This window comes from Chryseobacterium sp. FR048, from assembly GCF_056844665.1.
The window spans coordinates 150,019-176,725 of record NZ_JBXDSE010000005.1 but is presented as its reverse complement, the minus strand read 5'-3'; the positions used below and the strand labels follow the sequence as shown (position 1 = coordinate 176,725).

Below are 26,707 nucleotides of genomic sequence, written 5' to 3'. Positions count from 1 at the left end.
AATAATATTGATTCAAAATATTTTATTCAAAAAGAATAATTCTTTTGAATAAAGTCTGCCTCAAACTTGAGGCAGATATACAGTTGTTTATCAACTTTTTTCATCTTGTAGAGGAGGTCGAACAAATTCTATAAATTGCTTTTCTATTACTCCGAATTTTTCAAAATTAATTTTTGCTTCTCTTAAACTTACAGTATTTGCTCCGCCATTATAGTCGATATCATGAAGCTGAATACCATCATCTTCCCAATAACAAACTGGACATATTTGAAATGTATTATCAGCTTTGTACTTAAGAGTATAATATCCGCAACAAGGGCACGGAAATTTCCCATATTTGTTAGTATCCATATAATTGTACTTGTTTTAAATAATAATCCATACCTCCTTTAGGACGAAAAAAAGTTTCAATATAGCCTTTAGGATGTATTGTTAGAAACTCTCCTGTAGCTTTATTATATTTAAATGTCCATCCTTGCTTTGATACAAAGCCTACAACTTTCCCTCCAATATTACTGTCAGCTAATTTTACAGCTCTGTTATAATAAGCAGCTTTGGAAATAGCCCCCCAACTTGACCAATCCTTTGCGTGTTTTGAAAAATGTTTAGTAAATTTTGCAAACCTATTAAATGCATCTGGTAAACTTTTCAACCCACTGGCACCACCTGCTGGACCTCCTAATGGAAAGGTACCTGTGATAAATTTCATTTCAGTCCATTCTCCTCCGAAGTAAGTATAAATTTTTCTATCGGCACTAAGATTATCCCAAGTCCAAAATTCTTTTTCCCAGATTGCAGGACCACGCTCTGTATACATATCTCCATTTTTAGCATTTTTAGGACAAGTAGGACATTCTCCGTCAGTATTATTTTCTTCTACAACAGTAGTTTCTTTATGTGCAAGGAAGTTAAAAGCAGTTACTATCAATCCCTGTCCTGCACCCATCCAGAAGTTACCACCACCAAGAACAGAACCAACACCACCACTTACAGCTCCATTAAACAAAGCAAAGCCGTCGCTTCTTAAGATACTGTTTTCACCAACATTTTCTACTGCCAATCCCAATAAATCATTTGATACACTGGCAAAAGTTCCGCTTAATGCGCCACTCCAGAAGTTGCCTCCCTGAATATAGGAGAGAGTTCCCTGAGTAATGGCGTGTGCTCCTGCTTGTGCTACAATGGTCCAGGTACTTCCCAGTGAATTAGCAATAGCTCCACCAACCTGAAATACGGCTCCAATTCCTGAAGCTACCGAAGAGCTAACATATGAGGTAATGAGTCCCATGTAAAACCGACCGAAACTAAACGGTGTTTGGGTAACATACATATTAATTCCTTCTGAAACTACAGCTACAGCTAAGGGCAACCACCAGATAAACTCCCCACTCGGGTCGTTATACATCATCGGGTTGTTCAGAACGTATCCATACTTATTGTAGTTCTGAGTATTGGTAGGATCCTGGATATTTTCGTCTGCATTTAAGAATCTTCTTAATAAAGGATCATACAATCTACCATTCATGTGGATAATTCCCACTTCTGCAAAATGTTCATGACTTGTATAGCCCCTTTCTACTAATAACGAAGCATTATCAATAATATTTTTATCTGTTATGATAGCTCCATTTCCTATTTGAATATGGGTAAAATTGCCCCAAGCATCAAAATGTCTTTGTTCTAATTTGTTTCCGGCTTCATCACTGATGGCTAAGATGCTTCCAATATAATCTTTATGTAAAAACTTGTAAGAACCACTGCTCTCTGTAAAGTTTTTTAAATATACAATATTACTTTCATAAGGTGTTCCTCCAATATAAATGATATGCTTTTCTTTTCCACTTATATTGTCTTTTACTATGTCATAGCTTCCATCTTCACTGTAGTATTTGGTGAATTTTCCTTCTCCATCTGTACTGAAGTTACCTCCGTAGGTAACCTTTTGTCTCATGGCTGCCAAGCCATACTGAAAAGCAACATCTCCCTTTTCTCCACCAATAAATACCGGATCATTATTTTCGTTATACGTAATGCTTTGGATCAGATCATTGTTGTAATTCTGGATTCCGGCTGCGTTTAATGTCATGCCAGTTGGCTGGTAGATTTTTGAGGAATTTTCAAACTTAATCTTTCCTACCTGATCATTTTCCAGAATTCTTCCTTTTGCATCATAAATGTTACGGGTTGCATACTGTATTTTAACTCCTGTTACTGGATTAGTCCAATTGACAAGCCTATTGTTATCATCATAATCAAATGATTCTACAATATTGAAATCACCTCCGGTTGTTCTGCTCTTTAACTCATTTTTAATCCCGTCAAAAGAATAAGAGAGTTGCAGGATACTTGGTTTTACTTGTGAAGAATGGCTTACATTAGTTAAGAAACCACTCGTGTCATAAGTGTTATTAATATCTGCTGCTCCTAATTTGGCTTTCAATACCTGACCTCTGGCATTGGTCTCTTTAAGCTCCCACAGAATTTTTCCTGAATTTTTATCCTTCACCTGGCTAAGTTCACCATTCCAGGCATTATACACATTTTCTATTTGTACTTTGGTTAAAGTACCGGAAGAATACAGTTGTTTTTCATAGAATATTACCCTTGCTTTATCATCATAAGTAATCCCTTTCTGAATAAAATATTTTCCATTGCTATTTTCAGATGATGATAATAATCTGCCCTGTGGATCATAGGAAATAGTATTACTATAGGGCTGCCCTTTGGAAGTTCCTGATTTGGTAATAACTCTTCCTTTATTGTCATAAGTAAAAGAAATCGTTTTGTTGGTTGTCTGTCCACCGTCAGTAGTAGAAAGTTCTTTTTGAGAGATCAGCTGTCCCAGATTATTATACGTGTATTCCTTTGTTCCTTTCGGACTGATAACCTTCTTAGGCTGGCCAAAACCATCATATTCATATTTATACAATCCATTGGAAGGATCGTTAAACTCTGATTTTCTTCCCCATGAATCATATTTGGTTGTGACAATATTTTCGGCATATTGGGCTTTAATTTGTTCTCCGGCTGCATTGTAGAAGAACTGAATTGTTCCCCCCTTATCCGTAGTTGATGCTATATTTCCTAGTGCATCTACTGTTTTAGAATTTGTCCTCTGATAACCGTTAACTTCCTTAACAGTTGTTGTTAAACCCGCAATATTAGTATCTGTTTTTTTACCAAGAAAGGAATGTATTGTTCCTCCCAAGTTAAATGAATTAACAAGTGATATAGATGTTATTTTAGCAGGAAACACCGTGTCATCATATTTCAGTGCATTCCACAAGCTTGGATTTTGACCCTCAAAGTAAGGCTCACTTTCGAATGTTTTTCTACCCAATACATCATACCATGTATCCTGAGAAACAAATTGCGCTTGCCCAAATGCTTTGGTAGATGTTTTATATTCCTGCCCAAATCTATTAGTGAACCTTCTGGACACATCACCATCGGAATCATATTGGGTTACAATTATGTTAGAGTTATTATCCCTTTCATACTGATAGGTGGTTGTGCCTGATAGATTGGTCTTAGAAGTAAGGAGCTTACCCCAACTATCATAAGTATTGCTAAGAGTATTTCCCAGAGGATCTGTCTGCTTTTCGATTTGCCCCTGATCATTATAGATAATATAAGTTTCCAAGCCTAAATTATCCGTTTTCTTGATTGCAAACCTTCCTTTTGAATCATATTCAGTCTTTAAGGTTTGTGTTTGGGAATCTACACTATTGCCTGTTACTTTTTGGATAATATTTCCAAAACCATCATATTCATAGATCTCCTGCAAATAACCTGTATTATCCCTGTTCCATGTTTTAAAGCTCTTAAGCAGATTATCTTGATATATATATTCTTCTTTAACCGATTTGGTATCACCATAAGCTTGTACAATATCAGTTTTGATTTTTGGCTTCCCAATGCTATAGTTGTTTCCCGGAGTAATATTGGGTGGATAATATTCTAATTCTGACCTTTTAATGGAAAAACCATCGTTGACGTTTGTTACAGATTTTTTAGGAAGATATAAATTATCATATTCTTCAACAGTATGGACAGTCTTTATATTTTTTAAAAAATCTTTAGATGTGGTAATATATGGGTTGATTGCAAGAACAAGCTTAGGTTTATCTGTATCTGAAACCGTTGTCACTACATTCCCATTGATAAGCTTATCTGTTTTGTAATCATATTGTTTAAATGACAATAACTGAGCATTATCTAATGAAATATCATTCGGAAATATTTTCGTTTCGTCCGTGGTTCTTACAGACCAATCTTTATAAGGTAATCCTTCATTAGCAGGATTTATTTCGGAACCACTCCATATTTTTGTGTTCTCAAAACCACTGGCAAAGAATGTTGATTTGGCTGTTTGTCTGAAGCCAATTGTCCCTTTACCATGTAAATGACCAATCAGATCTCTGTATCTGAATTCCTGCTTTCTTTCCTCTTGAATAATTCTGGAAACAACATTATAATTAATATTTTTTGTAATATTTACATAAGGATAAGGTACAGGATTGGTATTGAAGTAAGAAGTATAAATATCTCCATTACTTATTAAACTTGAGTATTCAATATCTGTTTTAAGACCTCCCTGAGTAATTGTTTTTATTTTGGAAACTACATTCAACTTGCTTCCCAAATCCCACGTAATTAATTTAGTTTTGTGAACAATGGCAAATTCTGTATTGAGCTGGGCTATCCGGAATGAACCAAATAAGGGAATATAGTGTTCTCCATACATTGAATAATTTAAATCTTCTCCATCCCAATCAAGCTCTTTTGGGGCAATATTATATACGTTTGTAAAAATTGGTTTTCCATTGGCATCTGCTCCATCATTTCTTAGATAATTGAACCCATAGCTGGAATCCGGGTTATTAACAGCCCAGTCTCTAAACCATTTTTGAGACTCGAAAATAATAAAATCACTTTTACCGTCTTTATTTAAGTCGGGAGTAGCATATGTTCTTACTGTATTTCTGTATTTTGTTCCTGATCCTGTATAATCTGGCTTGTATAAATATAGGTTGGAATAATATTCTTTTTTAAAAGCAGTCCCCGTAGAAATATACATTCTCCAATCTGATGAGTCTTCTGCTATGGGGGCTATTATATCTGTTTTGCCATCTCCGTTAAAATCTCCTAAATAAAGTATATTGTTAAAAGATTCTTTTGATGTAGAAAAAAATTTTGTAAACTCATTTTGAGTGTTTAATGAATAAACATTCAGTTCATTATTCTCTATTCTCAATAAATCCGATTTTCCATCTCCATTAAAATCCGAAACTGAGATTAAATCAAGTGTTTTATTTTCATCCAACTTCTTTATAACCCCGTTTTTATAATCTATATATAAATTTGTCAGCCAGGTGACATCCATCCCACGAGGACATCTGATTCTTCTTTTTACATTGATTAACAAATCGGATATACCATCTCCGTTGAAATCACCTTCTTTTGAAGAAAGAGTTATTATTGGTGGATAGTTAAACTGACCCCAAGGATTACTGCAACTTGAACTTGAGAGACCAGGTATAATTGTTGAAAGGTCATAAGAAAGAGTTTGCTTATTTACAAAACTTCCTGTAGCATCAAAACCACTAAATTGTAATTTTAAAGTCTTATTTAAATATTCTACTTTACTTGTTACAAGATGTTGTTGAGTATTGAGTATTCCATTTTCAATATAAGAGACTGCATTAAGCAAATCACCCTCATAATTAATGGTGTAAAAACTCCCTGTACCGTCTAATCTCCCAAGCATTAAAGTATTTCCTTTAATAAAATCAAGTTTCCCGTCTCCATTAAAATCCCCGGAAACTTTAGCCTCATAAATATCATCAAATCTATTATCTTGCCTGAAAGTATTTGTAACCTGAGGATCCGATTCATTTTCAAAAATTATCGGATTAGCACTTTCATCTTTTGAATTATATTCTATTATTTTATTAATAAACAGGTATTTTGTGCTATTGTTGCGATATTCTATAGCATATCTTTTAAATTGGGCTCCGCTTGAACTTACTTTAATTTCCGATAAAATCTTATCTTGGGTAAATCTTAGATTCTGTGCATAAGACTGTTCTGTTAAGTCTCTGTCTTTATAAGAAAAATCAATTTTATTATAGTGAGATTTATTAAGTTTCTCATTCCCTCCCCAATAAATAGAAGAAATTCTTGATACACCACCATCTACACCTCTAAAACCTGAAAGCATAGTATAATCATAAGCATATGATATATAATTCCCTTGAATATCTTTCCATTTCGTAATATTGTATTCTAGTGTCGGAATTCCAAATCCGTTAGAAGTATTAGTAAATGTTTTTTCATATATAGCCTGAGAACCATCTTCAAAAGTAATTTCCCAATAATCAGGTCCAGAAATATTTTGATTATTACCTACAGATTTTATCTTTACATTAGAATATTTTTCAGTAGCATATTCTGCACCATCCTTCCCATATTCACCAGATTTCAGTATCAGCCTTTGCCCATTAAAGGTATAATAATCAGAAAAGTCTAATTGAACTCCTGTTACGTCTCCATCTTTTTCAATGTTCTTTCCTACTCTTGAAATTGAACTAATTCCTGATAAATTCCATCCATATCCCGCAATCCCGTTTCCGGAACCGCTTGTATAAACAAGGTTAATTTGTGGGGCTAATGATTTTACGCCTGGAGGTAATGCGATCGGCAATGTAAATTGTAGCTGGCCAGCTCCGGTAACATCTATATTGCCCTTTGTATCATGAAAACTTTGCCCTTGAGGAGTTGTAGTTCCCGATGGGTTATTCGTTCCTGCATTTGAATCTATAGGACCTCCTCCTGGGTTTTCCGTCGTAGGTCCTATTTTTGCTATGAAGGGATTGGAAATTTCTGCTCTAGCATAAAACCCCTGCGCAAGAATCACAGAGTGCGGATCTTGAACTGTTCGTGATATACTTTCTGTCTGGTAAAGTATAGTTTGTGAAAAGCTTAAAACTGAACACAATGAGAGTATAATTGATATCAGAGTTTTCATATTTGTGTATAATAAGTTATGATTGGTGAATAATGTGAAAGGGCTAAAAGTTATCTTTTTGTAACGTTTCTGCTAAAGACTCTTCCATCTTTCAACGTAAAGCGGAGAATATAAATTCCCCAGTCATATCCCGTCATATTGATTTTAATCTGACGGTTTAAATCAGGAATATTCTGCTGCTGGAATTTCCAGTGAACGGTGCTGTGCTGATACAATGAAACGGATTCTATCAGTCCATCTATTTCTTCTGTCCAGTCTATGGTAAGATAGTCATTGACAGGAACCGGATATAATCTGATTTGCTTCCAGAATGCTTTCTCATCAATAGCAGGAGCTTTTTTGGGAGCAGCTGCTACTTTTGCCACTTCCTTAATTTCTTCGGTCTTCTTACCAGCAGTGTCAATTCCTCTGTATCTCTGATTTCCTGCTTCATCATATTTGAAATAAACTTCGGTTTGGGAAAAGCCTAAGAATCCTATCATCAGAGATGAAAGTGAAAATAATTTTTTTTTCATTTGTGATTATTTTTTTGTTGATAAGAACTGTTGAACCTGCTGTTCCAGTTTTTCAATTTTTGCAGATTGTATTTTTAAAATCTCATTTTCACTCTGAAGCTGTTTAAGTTGTTCAGACTGTTGCTTTATTTGCTTATTTTGTTTAATAGAATAAAGGGTTAATTCTTCAATTTTCTCAAGAAGTTTGGAGTCCATTTCGGCAACGTTAATGCCATTTTCCAGTACTTCTTGAACAGTGGGAATATTAGGGAGATGCCCTTTTTCAGCAATATGTTTTTCAACTTCTTCTAAAGAGTTTAGCCTGTACTCTTTTTTAAATACATAATCAGCCCATACATTAGCTTTTACTTCAACTTCTTTAGCCTTAATTTTACCATCAAATCTGGCAATAGCGTTGTTGAAAAATTTCACCCATGTCCCATTATAGGCATCCTGAATACCGAAATAGGTGGAACCATCATTGCCGTCATTAGGCTGGGCGATAATGATATTGTGGCTTTTTCCTAAGTTTCTGAGAACGGTATCACCAATTTGCCCGCCCCAACAGCCCGAGCAGCCTGATTTTCCTATCTGGAATGACCCAAGAGAATTAGCGATTTCAAAAGCAGGACTGTCTTCCTTATAGATCCTGAAATAAGCTTCACCGCTTCCTCCTGGATCATTAATCCCTACTTTTACAACTCCATTTGGAAAGATGCTCATTACTTTGGTATTATTCGTTTTAAAAATCAGAGGTTGATTATCCGTAGTCCCAATAAAATTATTGGATGAATTAGTCCCTGAATTTCCTGTGATATTCCAACTTTGGGCGGATGTAAATGATGATATTAATAATGCCATCAAGAATAATTGTGTTTTCATTATATTAGATTATTGTTACAATTAAAAATATAATTTTTTTCTTTTCAAAAAATATAATGAAGGGAGTTCAATGTGTTAATTTTCAGTTGCTTTAACCGTTTTTGTGAAACTGTAAAATGTAATAAATTAAAAATTAAAAAGAGGATTGATTTTTGATGGAAAACAGTCGTTTGGTGGTAAAATTATTTTATTAAATAATCTGGAAAGAAACTATGCACAGTATATTAACTTTTAAACTTACCACTGCATTTTATAAAAAATCTTTACCTTTGTCACAATGAACCTGTTAAGATGGATACTGGCAATTTATTTCATGGCGTTATCACTGATGCCATGTGAAGACGTGTCGCATCCGTTAAATTCAGGAAATAAAAGAATTTCTTTAAGTATTTCTGAAACACATTCTACTGATAAAGGAGATGTTTGTTCGCCATTGTGTGCCTGCAGCTGTTGTCAGATTACAGTTTCAGCATTTAAGATGGATGCTTTACTGGAAATTCCGGAGCAGATTCCTGCTTATTTTTCAAAGAAAATCTTATTTCACAAAAACGATTTTGCCTACCAGATTTACGATCCTATCTGGCAGCCTCCTAAAATTTAATTTTTATTGATCTTTAGAAAGTAATGCTTTCTGAACGTGTTGAGAACTTTGCAATACCATTGCAGAGGTTTTCAGGATATTTTTGCTGCAGCATTGTAGGCTGTATGCATCTGTTTTTCAATAAAAATTAAATACAAATTGTGTTAGATAAAATCATAAAATTCAGTATTAAAAATAAGGTGATCATTGGTCTTATGACCTTAGTATGGATCATCTGGGGAGTTTGGAGTGCTACCAGGCTTCCTATTGATGCTGTGCCGGATATTACGAATAATCAGGTACAGATCATCACCGTATGCCCTACGTTGGCAGGACAGGAAGTGGAGCAGTTGGTCACTTTCCCGATTGAGCAGAGTATTGCCAATGTCCCGGATATTCAGGAGACAAGAAGTATCTCAAGATTCGGACTCTCTGTGATTACGGTAGTTTTCAAAGAAGATGTCAATGTTTACTTTGCAAGACAGCTGATCAGCGAGCAATTGAAAAATGCTGTAGAAGAAATCCCTAAAGGAGTAGGGACACCTGAGCTGGCTCCTGTAAGTACAGGTCTTGGCGAAGTGTATCAGTATATTCTTCACCCTAAAAAAGGAAGTGAAAAGAAGTATAATGCTAAAGAACTCCGTACGATGCAGGACTGGATCGTGCGCCGACAGCTTAACGGAACACCGGGAGTGGCTGAAATTAACAGTTTCGGAGGAGAATTGAAACAATACGAAGTGGCTATTGATCCCAATCGGTTGAAAGCAATGGGAACCAGTATTACCGAAATATTTACAGCCCTTGAAAAGAACAACCAGAATACTGGTGGTGCTTATATAGACAAAAAGCCCAACGCTTATTTCATCCGTGGAATCGGATTGGTAACCTCTCTCGAAGATATTAAAAACATTGCCGTTAAAAATGAAACCGGTAGTGTTCCGATCTTTATAAAAGATGTTGCAGAGGTCCGCCTGGGAAGCGCTGTTCGTTACGGAGCACTGACTTATGACGGAAAAGTAGATGCTGTAGGAGGTGTTGTGATGATGCTGAAAGGGGCAAACAGTAATGAAGTCGTTAATAACATCAAGGCGAAAATTCCAACCATTCAGAAATCGCTTCCGGATGATGTGGTGATAGAGCCGTTCCTGGACAGAACCGATTTGGTAGACAGAGCGATCAGTACCGTTGAGAAAAACCTCATCGAAGGAGCTTTGATCGTTATTTTCGTGCTGGTAATCTTCCTTGGAAACTTAAGAGCAGGATTGATCGTTGCTTCAGCAATTCCGCTTTCCTTATTATTTGCCCTGGGAATGATGAATGTCTTTGGGGTAAGTGCCAATCTGATGAGTCTCGGAGCTATAGATTTCGGGTTGATCGTAGATGGAGCTGTGATCATTGTAGAAGCTACCCTGCACCATTTGGGAGTAAGGAAGTCGACGCGGGCAATGACACAATCAGAAATGGATGAAGAAGTATTTCTTTCAGCATCCAAGATAAGAAGCAGTGCGGCTTTTGGAGAAATTATCATCCTTATCGTATACATTCCGATCCTTACATTGGCAGGAGTAGAAGGGAAAATGTTCACGCCAATGGCAAAAACGGTAGGATTTGCCATCTTAGGAGCATTGATCCTGTCATTGACTTATATTCCAATGATGAGTGCTTTGTTTTTATCTAAAAAAATATCGCACAAAGAAACATTCTCAGACAAAATGATGAACCGCCTTCAAAAGGTTTATCAGCCATTATTAAAGAAAGCCATTAAAATAAAATATGTCATTGTATCTGCTACGGCGGTCTTATTTCTTATCTCAGCTTTTATCTTTAAAAATATGGGTGGGGAATTTATTCCGCAGCTGCAGGAAGGAGATTTTGCATTCCATTGCATTTTGCCGCAGGGAAGTTCATTGAGCCAGAGTATAGAAACCTCGATGCAAGCTTCAAGGATCATTAAACAATTTGATGAAGTAAAAATGGTAGTGGGGAAAACCGGCTCTGCTGAGGTTCCTACAGACCCGATGCCTCCGGAAGCTACCGATATGATCGTAGTATTGAAACCGCAAAGCGAATGGAAAACCAAAAAATCGTACAATCAGCTAGCCGATGAAATCAGTGAAAAACTGGAAACCATTCCTGGCGTATTCTTTGAGAAAAACCAGCCTATTCAGATGCGCTTCAATGAGCTGATGACCGGGATCAGACAGGATGTTGCCGTGAAGATCTTCGGAGAAAACCTGGATTCATTGTCGGTGTATGCGGATAAGGTAGGAAAGATCATTCAGACGGTAGACGGAGCAACAGCACCACAGATTGAAAGAGTAAGCGGTCTTCCACAGATCAATGTGCAGTATGACAGAACAAGAATTGCCAATTATGGACTAAATATAGAAGATGTCAACAATGCGGTGAGTACTGCCTTTGCAGGAAAAGCAGCAGGACAGGTCTTTGAGAATGAAAGACGCTTTGATCTGGTAGTCCGTCTTGATAGCCTTCACAGAACTGATATTTCAGATGTGAATAACCTAATGATCACTTCTGCTACGGGGGCACAGATCCCTTTATCACAGGTGGCGAATGTAAGCTATAAATTAGGACCCGCTCAGATCAGCCGTGAACAGGGGAAACGTAGAATTGTAATAGGTTTCAATGTAAAAGATCGCGATGTGGAAAGTGTGGTAAAAGATATTCAGGCAAAACTGGATAAGGTGAAATTGCCGTCCGGATATTACTTTACTTACGGCGGACAGTTCGAAAATCTGCAGGAAGCAAGTAAACGTCTGATGATCGCAGTTCCGGTGTCGCTGATTCTTATTTTTATGCTGTTGTATTTCACGTTCCGTTCATTCAAACAGGCTGGCTTGATCTTTACAGCCATTCCTATGAGTGCGATCGGAGGCGTATTTGCCCTTCTGATCAGAGATATGCCTTTCAGTATCAGTGCCGGAATCGGATTTATTGCCTTATTCGGTGTTGCTGTACTGAACGGAATTGTTCTGATAGGGACTTTCAACCAGTTGGAAAAAGAAGGCGAAACGGATATTCTGAAAAGAGTATTTGAAGGAACAAAAACCAGATTAAGACCGGTTCTGATGACGGCAACTGTGGCATCATTAGGATTTTTACCGATGGCTATTTCAACAGGGGCAGGGGCGGAAGTTCAGAAACCTCTGGCAACCGTAGTAATCGGAGGATTGGTAACAGCTACATTCCTTACCTTATTCGTTTTGCCGATGCTGTATATTATTTTTAACACAAAGATTTTGAAAAGAAAGAATAACAGACCAGGGACGTTTACTATTGTTCTTATCTTCGGATTGATGATGATGGGGCAGACTTTTAAAGCTCAGTCCACACCAATATCCGTTGAGCAGGCCGTTGAAATGGCGATGAACAATAATTTGACCTTACAATCGAAGGATTTAAGCATAAAATCTGCGGAAGCATTACGGCCCACTTCCAAAGAACTTCCCAAGCTAAGTGTCGAAGCTCAGTTGGGACAGTATAACAGTCCAAAATTTGACCAGTCGTTTGCCATATCGCAAAGCATTCCTTTTCCCACATTGTTTAAAGCAAGAAAGGAGCTGATCAATGAAAATATCAAAAGCAAACAGATTGATAAAGAGATCACGGCCAATGAACTGGTCAGACAGGTTCGTACCTATTATTATCAGATTGAATACCTGCAGTACAACAAAGCCCAGCTGACAAGTCTGGATGGGTTTTATGAAGAATTTATCAGAATTGCCACTGTAAGATTTAAAGCAGGAGATATTAAAAAGATCGAGATCAGTACAGCAGAAACTCAGAAAGGAGAAATCGATCTGCTGCTGAGACAGAATGAAGTCTTTCTGAATAATGCCTATAAAAATTTAAAAACATTACTGAACACTTCGGAAAATCTTGAAGTTCCTTTCAATAAAGACTATGTGCCTTTAAAAGCAGAAAATGTGCTGGATAGTGCTGTGGTGGCCAATAATCCTTCAGTAAGAGCCTTTTATCAGGAAATGGAAATTGCAGAGAAGAATAAAAAGGTTGAGAAATCATTGGGTTTACCGGATTTCAGTTTAGGCTATACCAATCAGTCTCTGATCGGTTTTCATACCATCAACGGGCAGGAGAATTATTATAATTCCGGAAAACGGTTTCAGTCAGCGACAGTAGGAGTGGCTATTCCGCTCACGTTTGGTGCGACAAAGGCAAGAATCCAGGCCCTGGAATATGAAAAGCAGGTTGCGGAAACCAACGCAAAAATGCAGCAGAAACAGCTTACTGCACAGTTGGAGAATGCGTTCAGCCAATACCAGCAGGATATACAGCAATATGAGTATTATACCACTCAGGCATTGCCGAATGCTGAAAAAATTGTAAAAGCTGCTCAGCTGGGATATAAAACAGGAGAGATTTCCTATGTAGAATACCTTTTTGCCTTGCAGACGGCCACCAACATTCAATTAAAATATCTGGAATCCATCCAGCAGGTCAACCAATCTGTAGTAACGATTAATTCAATCATTAATAAATAATATGAGATCAATGTCAACGAAACGCACCGGAAAACAAAGACAAACAGAGTCAGTAGCTGCATGCGATCTTATAAAAAATAAATACTCGAATATGAAACTCAAATATAATATCATACCCCTTGTCCTGATCTCCCTGCTGATAATTGGCTGCGGAAAAAAAGAGGCTTCAGCAGAAAAAGCTCCGGAAAAGACAGAACAAAAGGAACAGGCTCATGAAGAAGCTCCGCAAACCATTGCTTCACTAACGGAAGAACAGATGAAATCGGTAGGAGTCGCTTTGGGTACGGTAGAGATGAAAGAATTAACGTCCACCATCAAAGCCAACGGATTGTTGAGCGTTCCCAACAGTAATAAAGCAACAATTACTTCTTTGTACGGCGGAATTATAAAAACAATAAATATCCAGGTAGGAAGCATTGTAAAAAAAGGTCAGGTCATTGCGACGATTGCCAATCCGGAATACATCCAGCTTCAGGAAGATTATCTGACCACCAACAGCAGAATTACCTATGCCGAACAGGAATATAGAAGACAAAGAGAGCTTTTTGACAACGATGCAGGGGCAAAGAAAAATCTTCAGAGTGCCGATGCAGAGCTGAAAACATTAAGAACAAAAAGAGCTTCCCTGTTGAAACAGCTTCAGATGATGGGAATAAGTCCTGGAAAAGTCAACAACGGAAACATGAAATCAGGCCTGGTAATCACAGCTCCGATCAGTGGAACGATTAGCGGAATTACGGCACAGATAGGAAGTTATGTGGATATTTCTTCACCAGTGGCCACAGTCATTGATAACGGTTCCATTCACCTGGATCTTCAGGTTTTTGAAAAAGATCTTCCCAAAATGAGAGTCGGGCAAATTGTTCATTTTAAGCTTACAAATAACCCGGAAACAGAGTACGACGCAAAAATTTACAGCATAGGATCTTCCTTTGAAAATGAAAGTAAAACCATTTCTATGCACTGCGAAGTGATCGGAAATAAAACAGGGCTGATTGACGGAATGAACATCACCGGAATCGTTAGTCTTGATAAAAGTACCACACCGGCAGTACCTACAGAAGCCATTGTAGAAGCAGATGGTAAATATTATGTCTTTATACAGACCGATAAAAAAATAGAGGAAGAACATGAGGAAAAAGGAAAACCTCACCCCAAAACGCTGAACTTTGAAAAGGTTGAAGTAGTAAAAGGAACTTCAGACATGGGGTATACTGCTGTTACGCCCGTAGGAAACATTCCGGATAATGCGAAAATTGTAGTAAAAGGAGCCTTCTTTGTCAATGCAAAACTGGTGAATTCCGGAGAACACGAGCATTAATGAAGAAGTTCAGAATCAGTTCAATGTCGATTTTTATCCGTAAATTAGAACTGTTTACGGACTTATTATAAAAACCGGCTGAGAGAAACTAAAGATGACCTTACAAAACCATTGAAGGTTTTACAATAACATTTTTATACTATTTAATACATGACCTATTATGCTATTAAACAAAAAAATATCAGTCTGGTATTTCATCCGTGAAATAAGATCTCAAATCCTGTTCATCGGAATATTTGCAGTGGCCATTGGTCTTTTAGACATGTTACCATGGTTTCGTAAGATCTCGCTGCCTTTGAATATTCCTGCCTTGCTGGGAACCGCAGTGTCATTGCTTCTGGCTTTCCGGACCTCTCAATCCTATGAAAGATGGTGGGAAGCAAGAACCGTATGGGGAGCCATTGTCAATGATTCCCGAACCTTTGTAAGGCTCATTATTCAGTTTATGCCTGCAGGAGATGATAAAACGATAAAAGATTTTGCAGAAAGACAGATCATCTGGACCTATGCACTGGGCGAATCTCTGAGAAAGTTACCTTTTTCTGAAAAGGTTCAGCAATATCTGGATCAACATCAGATCAAGGCAGTGAATATACCCAATGCGCTTCTGGATGCCCATTCAAGACAATTGAAAGAGATTGCGGCTTCCAAAGGTCTGACTGATTTTCAGCAAATGCAGCTGAATGACATCATAACAAGGCTCTGCGACAGTATGGGGAAATGCGAAAGACTGAAGAACACGGTTTTCCCAAGATCTTACAGCGTATTAGTACATATTTTGATCTATGTGTTTGCCGCGATACTTCCGTTTGGTCTTGATGATTCACAGTTGACGGTAGAGGTGATGATTACTTTCCTGATTCCGATTGTATTCATTACCATAGAGAAAACATCCATTATCATGCAGGATCCGTTCGAAAACAGTCCGGTAGATACCCCGGTGACGTCTTTGGCGCAAACCATTGAGATCAATATCAGGCAGATGATCGGCGAACAGAATGTTCCTTTAAAAAAAGAAAATACATCCTATTATGAAATGTAACTAAACCATAGATACCATATGGAAAACACACCAACACAAATACAGACCCCTTCCGCCGCCAGCAGACATAAAAAGAATCTTCTGATCGTACTTTGTCTGAGTGGTACATACCTTATCGCTGAGGTCATAGGAGGAATTGTGACCAATAGTCTTGCGTTACTGGCAGATGCAGCGCATATGCTCACGGATGTTGTAGGATTATTGCTGGCATTCATTGCCATTAAAATTGGAGAGCGGAAAGCAGATCCTTCCAGAACGTACGGCTATTACCGGACTGAAATTTTAGCGGCGGTCATCAATGCAGTGGTATTATTAGGGATCTCGATATATGTTTTATTTGAAGCCTATCAGCGATTTCAGAATCCACCGGAAGTGCAGAGCAAATCGATGCTGATTGTAGCAGGGATAGGATTACTTGTCAATATTATAGGCATGATGATCCTGAGAAAAGATTCAGAAGGCAGCCTGAATATGAAAGGAGCTTATTTCGAAGTACTTTCAGACATGCTGACATCAGTTGGCGTTATGATTGCCGGAGTGATCATGCTGACAACAGGTTGGTATTATGCTGATCCGTTGATTTCAGCGGCAATCGGACTGCTGATCTTTCCAAGAACCTGGAGGCTGCTGAAAGAAGCCATCAATGTATTGCTGGAAGGAACTCCCAAAGATGTTGATATTCATGGGTTGCGTCAGTCATTGGAGCAGATTCCTGGGGTAAAGAATGTGCATGATCTTCATGTATGGTCTCTTACCTCAAGTGTAAATGCCATGAGTGCTCATGTAGTGAAAGATACCGGAGTTCCACAGAATCAGCTATTGAAGACTCTCACGGAAACGACCGTAAATAATTTTAAAATCAGTCACACAACTTTTCAGATAGAAGAGGAGGGCTATGAAGAAACCGGAGCTCACCTGTAACATTCAAATTGTGGAAACATGAAAAAAGACATAGAAAACAAACTCATAGATAAAAATACCAAACCTACCAGTATGAGAATTCTGGTATACGATTTTTTAAGTTCCCAGGAGGCTGCACTGTCTCTTTCGGAAATAGAAAATCACTTTGACAATGCAGACCGGATAACCATTTACAGAACATTAAAAACCTTTGAAGAAAAAGGAATCGTTCACAGTATACAGGAAAATACAACGACAAAATATAAGCTATGCGAGGATGATTGTGATGAAAAAACACATAAAGACTGGCATTTGCATTTCTACTGTAAAATATGTAAGCAGACCACCTGCAAAGAAGATATTTCTTTCCCTGAAAACATACAGACCAACTTCAGGATTGATGAAATAAGGCTCTTTGCCAAAGGAATCTGTGAAAACTGTCTTGAAAGTTTGCAATAGCATTGCATCAGTCTCAACCCTAAATTTGTATAAAAATATCAGTTATGGAAAAATGCTGTAGTACAACCCCAGAAAAACCCGTTACAAAAGGGCACCAACATAACCATTCAGAAGGAGACGGACATGACCATGACGGGCATGATCACTCTCATGATACAGGTGATCAGACCATCTTCCAGATGTTTCTGCCTGCCATTGTATCCTTTGTCATTCTGTTATTAGGAATTGCTTTTGATAATTATATAAAACAAACATGGTTTACAGGCTGGGTACGATTGGTATGGTTCCTGGCAGCCTATATTCCTGTAGGATTACCCGTATTGAAGGATGCTTTTAAAAGTATCATCAAAGGAGACGTCTTTTCAGAATTCTTCCTGATGGGTATCGCAACCATTGGAGCTTTCGCCATAGGAGAATATCCTGAAGGAGTAGCAGTGATGCTGTTCTATGCGGTAGGTGAAGTATTTCAGTCTATGGCAGTGACCAGAGCAAAAGGAAATATAAAAGCATTGCTTGACCAGCGCCCTGATGAGGTAACAATCATGGAAAATAATCAGCCTAAAACCATCAAAGCTAAAGAAGCAAAAGTAGGAGATGTTATTCAGCTGAAACCCGGTGAAAAACTAGCCTTGGATGGTGAGTTGCTTTCAGATTCAGCATCGTTCAACACGGCTGCATTAACAGGGGAAAGTAAGCCGGATACCAAAAATAAAGGTGAGGTTGTACTGGCAGGAATGATCAATATGAACAGTATTGCTCTCGTAAAGATAACCACGGCTTATGAAGACAGTAAACTGAGCAAAATATTAGAACTGGTTCAGAATGCGACGGCTCAGAAAGCTCCTACAGAACTGTTCATCAGAAAATTTGCCAAAGTATATACCCCGATCGTTGTATTTCTGGCTATAGCCATCTGTGTACTGCCTTATTTCTTTGTGAGCGATTATCAGTTCAGAGATTGGCTGTACAGAGCATTGATCTTCCTTGTGATCTCATGTCCTTGTGCCCTGGTCATCTCTATCCCATTAGGATACTTTGGGGGAATAGGAGCCGCAAGCCGAAACGGCATATTATTTAAAGGAAGTAACTTCCTGGACAGTATTGCAGAGATCCAGAATGTAGTAATGGATAAAACCGGAACGATGACGGAAGGCGTGTTCAAAGTTCAGGAAGTAAATATCAGTCCGGAATTTAATAAAGATGAAATCCTTCAGATGGTCAATGCGCTGGAAAGTAAAAGTACGCACCCGGTAGCCACAGCAATTCACAATTACGTAGGAGAGATCAATTATGCTATCCCTTTGGAAAACGTAGAAGAAATTGCCGGTCACGGATTGAAAGCCACCGTGAATGGAAAGTATCTTCTGGTAGGAAACTTCAAGCTGATGGATAAGTTCGGGATCAGCTATGACACCAACCACGCTAATATTGTATATACGGTGATTGCTGTTGCTTATGATCAAAAATTTGCAGGCTATATTACCATTGCAGACAGCATAAAAGAAGATGCCAAAGAAACAGTAGACAATCTGCACAAAATGAATGTAAAAGCTACCATGCTGAGCGGAGACAAAGGAACCGTTGTGAAATATGTAGCAGATCAGCTTGGTATAGACAATGCATTTGGAGACCTGCTGCCTGAAGATAAAGTCAACAAAGTAAAAGAGATCAAATCCACAAACCAAACCGTAGCTTTCGTAGGAGATGGCGTAAACGACGCTCCTGTAGTTGCACTAAGTGACGTAGGAATTGCTATGGGAGGTTTGGGAAGTGATGCTACCATAGAAACAGCAGACGTTGTGATCCAGGATGATAAGCCGAGTAAAATCCCAATGGCGATCAATATCGGAAAGCAGACGAAAAAAATCGTTTGGCAAAATATTATCTTAGCCTTTGCTGTAAAAGCAGTCGTATTGGTACTTGGCGCAGGAGGTCTGGCAACGATGTGGGAAGCGGTATTTGCAGATGTAGGAGTGGCATTGCTGGCTATTTTAAATGCAGTGAGGATACAGAGGATGAAGTTTTGAGTGAAGGGGAAAGCTGATGAAGCAAAGGAAGCGAAGAAAGCTGAGATGGCTTAGGAGGCGAAGATAGAAAATACGGTAAATAATAAACACAACTAAATTATATTCAATGAAAGTTCTGCTGGTTTCAGTGGGGCTTTTGTTTTTTTTGGCAAAAGGGCGAAATGGTAAAAAAGAGGAAAGGTAAAAAGGTAAAGTGTGTCAAATTTATGAGATAACAACCGTAGAGGAAATATAAAACAGTGTACAATTTTATCGGAGATAAAATCCTTGTGCCTTAAAAACGTATAGTTTGTAAAATTCCTTAGCGCCTTAGCGTATTCTAAAAAAGCGATCAGTGTAATCGTGAATATTTGTTTTTTGGGGTAAAAGGGCGAAAAGGAGAAAAGGCAAAATGGTAAAAAGGAAAACTTGTGAATTTCAACAAAAAGCTCTGCAGACCATACAATCAACAGAGCTTTTATTAACAAGATTAAACTTTTTATAAAGAACTAAATTTTTTATTGAAATTGTCAGTCGAGATGAGTGACATTAAGTGCATGATCAAATTTCGGAATAATACCTCTTAGATAACAGGTACAGTTTTGTTTATTTTATGGGTAACAGTTTTTATTAAAAGGCGAAAAAGCAAAATTGCAAAAAGGTGAAATGATCAAGCGTGTCAAATTTATGTGATAATAACTGTGCAGGAAATATAAAACAGTGTACAATTTTATCGGAGATAAAATCTTTGCGCCTTAAAAATGTATAGTTGTAAAATTCCTTTGCGCCTTTGAGTATTCCAAAAAAGAGATCTGTAGAATCATGAATATTTGTTTTTGGGGTAAAAGGGCCAAAAAGAGGAAAGGCAAAAAGGTAAAGCGTGTCAAATTTATAAGATAGCAACCGTAGAGGAAATATAAAACAGTGTACAATTTTATCGGAGATAAAATCTTTGCGCCTTAAAAACGTATAGTTTGTAAAAGTCCTAGCGCCTTCGCGTATTCCAAAAAAGTGATCAGTGTAATCGTGAATATTTGTTTTTTGGCAAAAAAGCGAAAAGGTAAAAGATCATGGCCGGAAAAATTAACAAAAACCAGCAATGACATTCATCATAAATGAAGCATAAAACGATTTTGAAGTAGTATATTTGTAGCAGAGAATTAAATCGTTGAGGTTAATCATTTCCATATTCATCATTTTTACTGTTGCAATACGCCCTGTTTTGCCATTGGTGAACTATGCAGTTAATTATGAGTATATCGTAAAAAATCTTTGTGAAAAGAGAGATATACCACAGTCAACATGCAAAGGGAAATGCTATGTGGAAAAAGAACTCGCCAAAACAGAGAAGCAATCTAATAGCTCTCAAACCGTAAAGATTGCGGGATTAGATGTTTTTCTTTCCCATGAGATCCTTTCCTTTTCACATCCTTTCGATTCTGATCCGCAGATTGATGTTCCGGATTCAGATTATACTAATTCTCATTCTTCAGAATATTTTTCACGGATATTTCATCCTCCTTTAGTTTAAACTATATTTTTAGTTTTAAACTGAAAATGCTGACTCTTTGATTTAAAAGCTTTAATAGAATCCAATGACTGAACGCAGAATGTATTCATGTTGAAGGACTGTGGTAAAGCGTTTTTTAATAACTCCTTATAAGTTTTTGATCCAAAATACTTTGAGTCATTCCTTTATTTTACATTATTAATTTCAATTTAACATCAAAATGAAATCGATCATTATTTTGACGGCGCTGCTGTCTATATCACTCGTATCATGTACCAAAGAAGTTCCTCAGGTAAAGCATAAAACCAATATGAGTTCTTCAGAAGGAAATATAAAAAATATACAGGTAGTGAATGAAGAAGACCCGGTATGTCATATGAAAACGGCCGAGTTTCTTAAAGATACTGCCGTTTACAAAAACAAAACGTACGGTTTTTGCAGTGCTTACTGCAAAGATGAATTCAAAAAAAATCCTGAACAGTATGCCCAAAAATAATAAGACCAATAACAAGAGTAAAGTAATCATTCCCATTGCGGTGATTGCCCTGCTTTTTCTGGGAATAGGAGTAGGAATGGGATACTTCAAAAAGAATCTTTATACCGTGATGAAGGTTCCGGATTTTGAGCTGACAGATCAGAATAACAAAAAAATCACCAATAAAGATATGTTGGGAAAAGTATATCTCGTGGAATTTTTCTTCAGTAAATGCCCTACTATTTGCCCTGTGATGAATACCAATATGAAGGCGATCCAAAACCAGATCAATGATCCCAACTTTGGAATTATTTCCATAAGCATCGATCCGGAGAATGATACCCCGAAAGCATTGAAAGAACACGCAGACAGAATAGGTGCTAAGTCTCCTAACTGGCATTTTTTGACGGGAGACAGAGGATATATTGGTAAGCTGGCCGACCAGTTTAATATCTACGTTGGTGATAAAGAAGATGAAGGCGAAAGTCTAAACCATAGCGGAATGATCGCCTTGGTAGACCAGGAAGGAAATATCCGATGCCGATACAATCAGGATAATATGCCGATCCTGTATTATTCAGGATTGAATTATGATGATCCGGAAGGGAAAACTCCAAGATTAAACGGGAAATATCATCCGGACAGAGAAATTCTGATCGAGGATATTAAGAAACTATTAAAGTAGGCGGGAAGAAGGAAGCTTGAAGCTGGGAGTGCTTTTAGACGATAAAGCACTAATGATTTTTTATTATCAATGTAAAAGTAAAATAGATGTTGAAGAAGTTGTACATAGACACGTATTACTTCCCGCTTCCATCCTCCATCTTCCAATCTTAAAGAAAATAATGTTCAACCATAAAACAAAACGTTATGAAAATTATGAAAATAGCTGCTGTAAGTGCAGTTTTTGCGGCTCAGTTTGCGCTTGCCCAGTTTAAGCAGACGCCTTTGCCGTATGCTTATAATGCGCTGGAAGGATCGATTGATGCTCAGACCATGGAAATCCATTATTCAAAACACGGAGCAGCCTATGCAGCCAATCTGAATAAAGCGATTGCCGGGACTCCACAGGAAAAACAGACCTTGATTCAGATCCTTGCTGAAACATCTAAGATGACCCCGGCGGTGAGAAATAATGCGGGAGGTCACTACAACCATGAGCTTTTCTGGACGATCCTTACTCCTGAAAAAAATACACAGCCTTCTGCAAAACTAGCAAAAGCGATCAATGAAACTTTCGGAACTATGGAAGCTTTCAAAGAAAAAATGAGCAAAGCTGGTGCGGACCGTTTCGGTTCAGGATGGGCATGGCTTTCTGTGGATAAAAACGGAAAATTATTTGTTTCTTCTACCCCTAATCAGGACAATCCTCTGATGGACATTGTAGAAGAAAAAGGAACTCCTATTTTGGGAATCGATGTTTGGGAACATGCTTATTATCTGAAGTATCAGAACAAAAGAGCAGATTACCTGTCTGCAATCTGGAATGTGCTGAACTGGAAAGAAGTCAGCAAAAGATATGATGATGCATTAAGCAAAAAATAATCTGATGAAGTTTTTTTACAGCATACTCTTTACCTTTTATATGGTGTTCAGGCCCCTGATCCCATTGGCGGAGTATGCTGTAAATTATGACTATATCGTCAATACACTCTGTATTAATAAAAGCAGACCGGAGATTCACTGTAACGGAAAATGTTACCTGAGTAAAGAATTGGCCAAGACCAATGATTCAGAATCTTCGCCTTTGCAAAAAGTAAAAAATTCAGGACAGAAGATTCTTGATATTTATATTCTTCCTGAAATTGCAGAAATCTCTGCCACTGAAAAAATTCCATTTTTCAATTTTAATTTTGTCTACGAAACAGCCTATTCTTTTCTGTTTCTGAATCCTATTTTCAAACCGCCGGTTTTTTAAGCAATACATATCACTATTTAACGATTCAGCCATAAAAGCAGGAAAGGATTAATCTTACCTGAATGCACTTAATATGTGCAGTATTGTCACTTAAAAATTTAAGTGTTAAACATCTTTTGTGCCTTTTGTGGTTGAATTTGGATGCTTCAGGCATTCAAAAACTATCTATTGTATTTATCCAACTTAAAAAATCAACAATGAAAATTTATAAATTTTTATCACTATTCTTTATTGCCTTTACTTTATTCACTTTTTCATCCTGTGATAGCAGCAGGGATGATGAAAATGCCCAGGATACCACTCCCGGAAACCTGCAGATCAAATTTGAAAATGGATTCAACAATTTAGGAAATATCGTTTTGAACCAGACTGTACAGACTTCTTCACAGGGACAGAAACATAATTTCTCTGCATTAAAATATGTAATCAGTAATATCGCTCTGATCGATGAAAACGGAAATGAATTTAAATACAATGAAAATAACCCTGATAAAGGAGCTTTTATCGTAGATCAGGCGGATGCAGTAGCCGGTGTGGTATATCTGAATCTCGATGGCATTCCGAAAAATAATTATAAAAAAATAAAATTCGGATTAGGAATCAGCCAGAAAGCTTATCTGCTGGGACAGGACGGTCAGGCGGAATTCTGGACTAAAGCCAAGCAGAAAGGAATGTCGTGGTCATGGGCGGCTGGCTATGTCTTTGTAAAGCTGGAAGGTAAATATGGTGCTGATAGCCCTTCTAAAGAATTTATGAATCATACCGGAAATATGGGCAATACAACAGCCAACAATACACCGGATCTATACCGTGAAATTACGTTGAATCTGCCAACCACAGCTAGAGTTACCGGGCAGATCCGTCCTTCTATTCATATTCTGGCAGATCTGAACCAGTTTCTGAGCGGAGAGAAAGCTCTTACGCTTACTGCCACTAATGATATGATGATGGGGTCCAGTGAACATCTGGTGAATGTGACCAATAATCTTACAAAAATGTTTAAAGTAGATCACGTTCACAATGATTAATTTTTCACTGAAAACGATATTCGTTCTACTGGCATTTTTATTAAGCTGTGTTTCCTGTTCCGATGAGGTGATACAGCCTTTAGAGAAAGATGAAGCTTACCAATTACAGTTTCCCTCTTACTTTCCTGATATGTCTTTTGATCAGACCTTAAATCCCGTGACCAAAAACGGGGTAGAGCTGGGAAGGAAATTATTCTATGAAGGCAGGCTTTCGAGAAATAATACGATTTCATGCGGTTTTTGCCACATTCAGGAAAATGCCTTTACCCATCATGGTCACACCGTAAGCCATGGGGTAGATGACAGGATCGGAATTAGGAATGCCCCGCCTATCCAGAATATGGCCTTTTTGAAAAAATATATGTGGGATGGAGTGATCCATAATCTGAATGAACAGCCGATAAGCCCCATTACAGATGTGAATGAAATGGACAGCTCTATTCCCGAGGCGATTTCAAAGATTAAGAATGATCAGAAGTATAAAAAGCTTTTTATGGCTGCGTATGGGGATGAAAACATGACAGGAGAGAGAATTTTAAAAGCATTATCTCAGTTTATGGCTTCACTGATCTCGGCAGATTCGAAATATGACAGATTCAGACAGGGGAAGGAGCAGCTTACTTCGGCAGAATCTCAGGGAATGGTATTGTTTAACCAGAAATGTGCATCCTGTCATAGTGGCGAACTCTTTACTGATGAGAGTTTCAGAAATACGGGAATGTATTATAATACCGAATTTAAAGATGCAGGAAGGTATCGCGTAACCCTGAACCAGGTAGATTGGATGAAATTCCGGGTGCCAAGTTTAAGAAATATCGAATATACCGCACCTTATATGCATGACGGAAGGTTTTATACCCTGGAAGCGGTACTCAATTTCTATTCGGACCAGGTGGAAGATAATCCCAATCTGGACCCACAGCTGAAACAAAACGGACATACGGGAATTGCCATGAACAGCCAGGATAAACAGTTGATTATTGCTTTCCTGAAAACATTGTCTGATAAAAGTTTTATATCCAATCCAAAATTTGCAGAATAATTTTAAAAAACATGAAGAAGATTATATGGTTAATAAGTCTGGTTTTATTTAGTTTAAGCCAGGCAAAGACAGTTAGAGACAGTGCTTATGTTGCTCAGAACAACTTCAGCAGGATCGATTTTTATGATGATTGTGATGCCTGTGGCTGCGCTGCGGGAAACGGTTCCTCCGGTTTTGAGTCTTTACTGAATCCACAGTTTATAGGGATCAAATACTTTGCACAGCATTATAAAGCAAAGGAGAATTTATTTGTGAAAGATCTTACCCAGGATCAGTATTTCAATACCTTACAGCTTTGGGGAAAAATTCCGGTGACGGAAAAATTGAGTGTGTATGCAAGCCTTCCTTTCCATTTTCATGAAAAAAAGACTATGCAGGGTGACATCGGCATTAATGGAATCGGAGATCTGAACCTGATGGGAATTTACAGATTGATGAACTCCAAAGATAATTCCCACCAGCTTAGCGGAGGCTTGGGAGTGAAAGTTCCTCTTGGTAAATTTGATGAAAAAGGAATATCCGGTGTCAACCCAAGTTTTCAGCTGGGAACCGGAAGTTGGGATTATCAGGCGGCTTTGAACTATAAGTTTCAGAAAAATAAAGTGGCAGTATTGATCAATACCGATTACACCATTAAATCCGAAAACAAAAAACATTATCGTTTCGGAAACCAATGGAACTATGCGGCCACAGGTTTTTATCAGATCGCAGGAAATGAAAAAACTATTTTTTCTGCTAAAACCGGGCTTCAGGGAGAAGTCTATGCTCAAAACAAACAATTTGGTGAAGGGCTGCCGAATACTGCCGGAAGTGCGTTGTACGGAAAGGTGGGATTTGAAGCTTCGTATAAAAAGTTCAGTTTGGGAAGTGAGCTCATGCTTCCTGTTTATACCCATCTGGCAGGAGGAGACATTGAGGCCAGATCAAGGTTCAGCATTTTTGTAAATATTGGAATATAGCCAATGAAGATGTTTTTTGCCACTAATTCACGAATAAAATGATACATTTTTATGATGACAAAAGAATCCTTTAAGGTGTAGTTTGTGTTTTGTTTTAGATCAAACGAATAAAATAATTCGTGCATTAGTGGCCAATAAAAGAGGTTGTTTCATTATTGAGATAACCTCTTTTTTAGTCTAAATATCAGGACCGGGATCTTGATGTCCCATTTTAATCATTTCTTTACTGAAAAGCGGTTTTTACAATCATTATATTTATAATATTGTGAATCATTTCGTTATTGATGAATATATATTAATAATTGTCTATCTTTGCCGAAATTTGGTGAGCCGTAAAAAGCTCTTAAAAGGGAATCCGGTGAAAATCCGGAACAGACCCGCTGCTGTAAGCTCCGCACCAAAGTTTTTGAAGAAAATATCCACTGTTTTTTTAATGGGAAGGATTTCAAAAATGGAGTAAGTCAGAAGACCTGCCAGAAAATTAAACGTTTGACGCTTTCGTGGAATAAAGCTTAGGACAACAATGATTCTGTGCAGT

At 37.7% G+C, this 26,707-nt stretch carries 19 protein-coding genes and 1 riboswitch; of the genes, 15 read left to right on the top strand and 4 right to left on the bottom strand.

Annotated features, from left to right (window positions below):
- Window positions 1–90: 90 nt before the first annotated feature.
- From AC106K_RS15575 to AC106K_RS15560, 4 genes are read right to left on the bottom strand one after another with little or no spacing between them, the layout of a single operon-like run.
- Entirely contained in the window at window positions 91–351 is a 261-nt protein-coding gene (locus tag AC106K_RS15575; protein WP_482446399.1) for a CPCC family cysteine-rich protein, read from the bottom strand.
- Complete coding sequence (locus AC106K_RS15570; protein ID WP_482446398.1) at window positions 341–7,030, bottom strand: RHS repeat-associated core domain-containing protein; 6,690 nt, start codon at window positions 7,028–7,030, stop codon at window positions 341–343. The genes AC106K_RS15575 and AC106K_RS15570 overlap by 11 nt, the downstream gene beginning before the upstream one ends.
- Before the next feature lie 50 nt (window positions 7,031–7,080).
- Window positions 7,081–7,545, bottom strand: a complete 465-nt coding sequence (locus tag AC106K_RS15565; protein ID WP_482446397.1) for a hypothetical protein — start codon at window positions 7,543–7,545, stop codon at window positions 7,081–7,083.
- A 6-nt stretch (window positions 7,546–7,551) separates the two neighbouring features.
- On the bottom strand, window positions 7,552–8,406 hold the full coding sequence (locus tag AC106K_RS15560; protein ID WP_482446396.1) for a cell wall anchor protein: 855 nt from the start codon (window positions 8,404–8,406) through the stop codon (window positions 7,552–7,554).
- A 277-nt stretch (window positions 8,407–8,683) separates the two neighbouring features.
- On the opposite strand from AC106K_RS15560, the gene AC106K_RS15555 reads away from it, so the two are divergent.
- The 15 genes from AC106K_RS15555 (at window position 8,684) to AC106K_RS15485 (ending at window position 26,169) form a co-directional block, all read left to right on the top strand.
- A complete protein-coding gene (locus tag AC106K_RS15555; protein ID WP_482446395.1) occupies window positions 8,684–9,007 on the top strand; it encodes a DUF6660 family protein in 324 nt (107 codons plus the stop codon).
- A gap of 140 nt (window positions 9,008–9,147) precedes the next feature.
- Window positions 9,148–13,509 carry a CusA/CzcA family heavy metal efflux RND transporter gene (locus AC106K_RS15550; RefSeq protein ID WP_482446394.1) on the top strand — a complete coding sequence of 1,454 codons (4,362 nt, stop codon included), beginning with the start codon at window positions 9,148–9,150 and terminating at the stop codon, window positions 13,507–13,509.
- Between the two features lie 91 nt (window positions 13,510–13,600).
- Complete coding sequence (locus AC106K_RS15545) at window positions 13,601–14,830, top strand: efflux RND transporter periplasmic adaptor subunit (protein ID WP_482446393.1); 1,230 nt, start codon at window positions 13,601–13,603, stop codon at window positions 14,828–14,830.
- Between the two features lie 160 nt (window positions 14,831–14,990).
- Window positions 14,991–15,872: a bestrophin family protein gene (locus AC106K_RS15540; RefSeq protein WP_482446392.1), complete on the top strand. Its 882-nt coding sequence runs from the start codon at window positions 14,991–14,993 to the stop codon at window positions 15,870–15,872.
- Between the two features lie 18 nt (window positions 15,873–15,890).
- Entirely contained in the window at window positions 15,891–16,793 is a 903-nt protein-coding gene (locus AC106K_RS15535) for a cation diffusion facilitator family transporter (RefSeq protein ID WP_482446391.1), read from the top strand.
- 18 nt (window positions 16,794–16,811) lie between these two features.
- Window positions 16,812–17,231, top strand: a complete 420-nt coding sequence (locus tag AC106K_RS15530) for a Fur family transcriptional regulator (protein ID WP_050020659.1) — start codon at window positions 16,812–16,814, stop codon at window positions 17,229–17,231.
- Window positions 17,232–17,275: 44 nt separating this feature from the next.
- Window positions 17,276–19,258: a heavy metal translocating P-type ATPase gene (locus AC106K_RS15525; RefSeq protein ID WP_482446390.1), complete on the top strand. Its 1,983-nt coding sequence runs from the start codon at window positions 17,276–17,278 to the stop codon at window positions 19,256–19,258.
- Window positions 19,259–20,405: 1,147 nt separating this feature from the next.
- On the top strand, window positions 20,406–20,768 hold the full coding sequence (locus AC106K_RS15520; protein ID WP_482446389.1) for a hypothetical protein: 363 nt from the start codon (window positions 20,406–20,408) through the stop codon (window positions 20,766–20,768).
- 199 nt (window positions 20,769–20,967) lie between these two features.
- Window positions 20,968–21,243: a YHS domain-containing protein gene (locus AC106K_RS15515; protein WP_482446388.1), complete on the top strand. Its 276-nt coding sequence runs from the start codon at window positions 20,968–20,970 to the stop codon at window positions 21,241–21,243.
- Window positions 21,230–21,907, top strand: coding sequence for an SCO family protein (locus tag AC106K_RS15510; RefSeq protein ID WP_482446387.1), 678 nt, complete (start codon window positions 21,230–21,232; stop codon window positions 21,905–21,907). Before AC106K_RS15515 ends, AC106K_RS15510 begins: the two co-directional genes overlap by 14 nt.
- 185 nt (window positions 21,908–22,092) lie before the next feature.
- Complete coding sequence (locus AC106K_RS15505) at window positions 22,093–22,767, top strand: superoxide dismutase (protein WP_482446386.1); 675 nt, start codon at window positions 22,093–22,095, stop codon at window positions 22,765–22,767.
- A 4-nt stretch (window positions 22,768–22,771) separates the two neighbouring features.
- Entirely contained in the window at window positions 22,772–23,140 is a 369-nt protein-coding gene (locus tag AC106K_RS15500; protein ID WP_482446385.1) for a hypothetical protein, read from the top strand.
- A 197-nt stretch (window positions 23,141–23,337) separates the two neighbouring features.
- On the top strand, window positions 23,338–24,168 hold the full coding sequence (locus tag AC106K_RS15495; protein WP_482446384.1) for an MbnP family protein: 831 nt from the start codon (window positions 23,338–23,340) through the stop codon (window positions 24,166–24,168).
- Window positions 24,161–25,210 (top strand): cytochrome-c peroxidase, encoded by a 1,050-nt coding sequence (locus AC106K_RS15490; protein WP_482446383.1) that lies wholly within the window; start codon window positions 24,161–24,163, stop codon window positions 25,208–25,210. The genes AC106K_RS15495 and AC106K_RS15490 overlap by 8 nt, the downstream gene beginning before the upstream one ends.
- Before the next feature lie 11 nt (window positions 25,211–25,221).
- Window positions 25,222–26,169 carry a transporter gene (locus AC106K_RS15485; RefSeq protein ID WP_482446382.1) on the top strand — a complete coding sequence of 316 codons (948 nt, stop codon included), beginning with the start codon at window positions 25,222–25,224 and terminating at the stop codon, window positions 26,167–26,169.
- A gap of 306 nt (window positions 26,170–26,475) precedes the next feature.
- Window positions 26,476–26,661, top strand: a riboswitch (cobalamin riboswitch).
- Window positions 26,662–26,707 lie beyond the last annotated feature (46 nt).

Bases quoted from the DNA above. Each gene is read 5' to 3' on its own strand.
- AC106K_RS15575 (WP_482446399.1), bottom strand. From the start codon at position 351: ATGGATACTAACAAATATGGGAAATTTCCGTGCCCTTGTTGCGGATAT.
- AC106K_RS15570 (WP_482446398.1), bottom strand. From the start codon at position 7,030: ATGAAAACTCTGATATCAATTATACTCTCATTGTGTTCAGTTTTAAGC.
- AC106K_RS15565 (WP_482446397.1), bottom strand. From the start codon at position 7,545: ATGAAAAAAAAATTATTTTCACTTTCATCTCTGATGATAGGATTCTTA.
- AC106K_RS15560 (WP_482446396.1), bottom strand. From the start codon at position 8,406: ATGAAAACACAATTATTCTTGATGGCATTATTAATATCATCATTTACA.
- AC106K_RS15555 (WP_482446395.1), top strand. From the start codon at position 8,684: ATGAACCTGTTAAGATGGATACTGGCAATTTATTTCATGGCGTTATCA.
- AC106K_RS15545 (WP_482446393.1), top strand. From the start codon at position 13,601: ATGAAACTCAAATATAATATCATACCCCTTGTCCTGATCTCCCTGCTG.
- AC106K_RS15540 (WP_482446392.1), top strand. From the start codon at position 14,991: ATGCTATTAAACAAAAAAATATCAGTCTGGTATTTCATCCGTGAAATA.
- AC106K_RS15535 (WP_482446391.1), top strand. From the start codon at position 15,891: ATGGAAAACACACCAACACAAATACAGACCCCTTCCGCCGCCAGCAGA.
- AC106K_RS15530 (WP_050020659.1), top strand. From the start codon at position 16,812: ATGAAAAAAGACATAGAAAACAAACTCATAGATAAAAATACCAAACCT.
- AC106K_RS15525 (WP_482446390.1), top strand. From the start codon at position 17,276: ATGGAAAAATGCTGTAGTACAACCCCAGAAAAACCCGTTACAAAAGGG.
- AC106K_RS15515 (WP_482446388.1), top strand. From the start codon at position 20,968: ATGAAATCGATCATTATTTTGACGGCGCTGCTGTCTATATCACTCGTA.
- AC106K_RS15510 (WP_482446387.1), top strand. From the start codon at position 21,230: ATGCCCAAAAATAATAAGACCAATAACAAGAGTAAAGTAATCATTCCC.
- AC106K_RS15505 (WP_482446386.1), top strand. From the start codon at position 22,093: ATGAAAATTATGAAAATAGCTGCTGTAAGTGCAGTTTTTGCGGCTCAG.
- AC106K_RS15500 (WP_482446385.1), top strand. From the start codon at position 22,772: ATGAAGTTTTTTTACAGCATACTCTTTACCTTTTATATGGTGTTCAGG.
- AC106K_RS15495 (WP_482446384.1), top strand. From the start codon at position 23,338: ATGAAAATTTATAAATTTTTATCACTATTCTTTATTGCCTTTACTTTA.
- AC106K_RS15490 (WP_482446383.1), top strand. From the start codon at position 24,161: ATGATTAATTTTTCACTGAAAACGATATTCGTTCTACTGGCATTTTTA.
- AC106K_RS15485 (WP_482446382.1), top strand. From the start codon at position 25,222: ATGAAGAAGATTATATGGTTAATAAGTCTGGTTTTATTTAGTTTAAGC.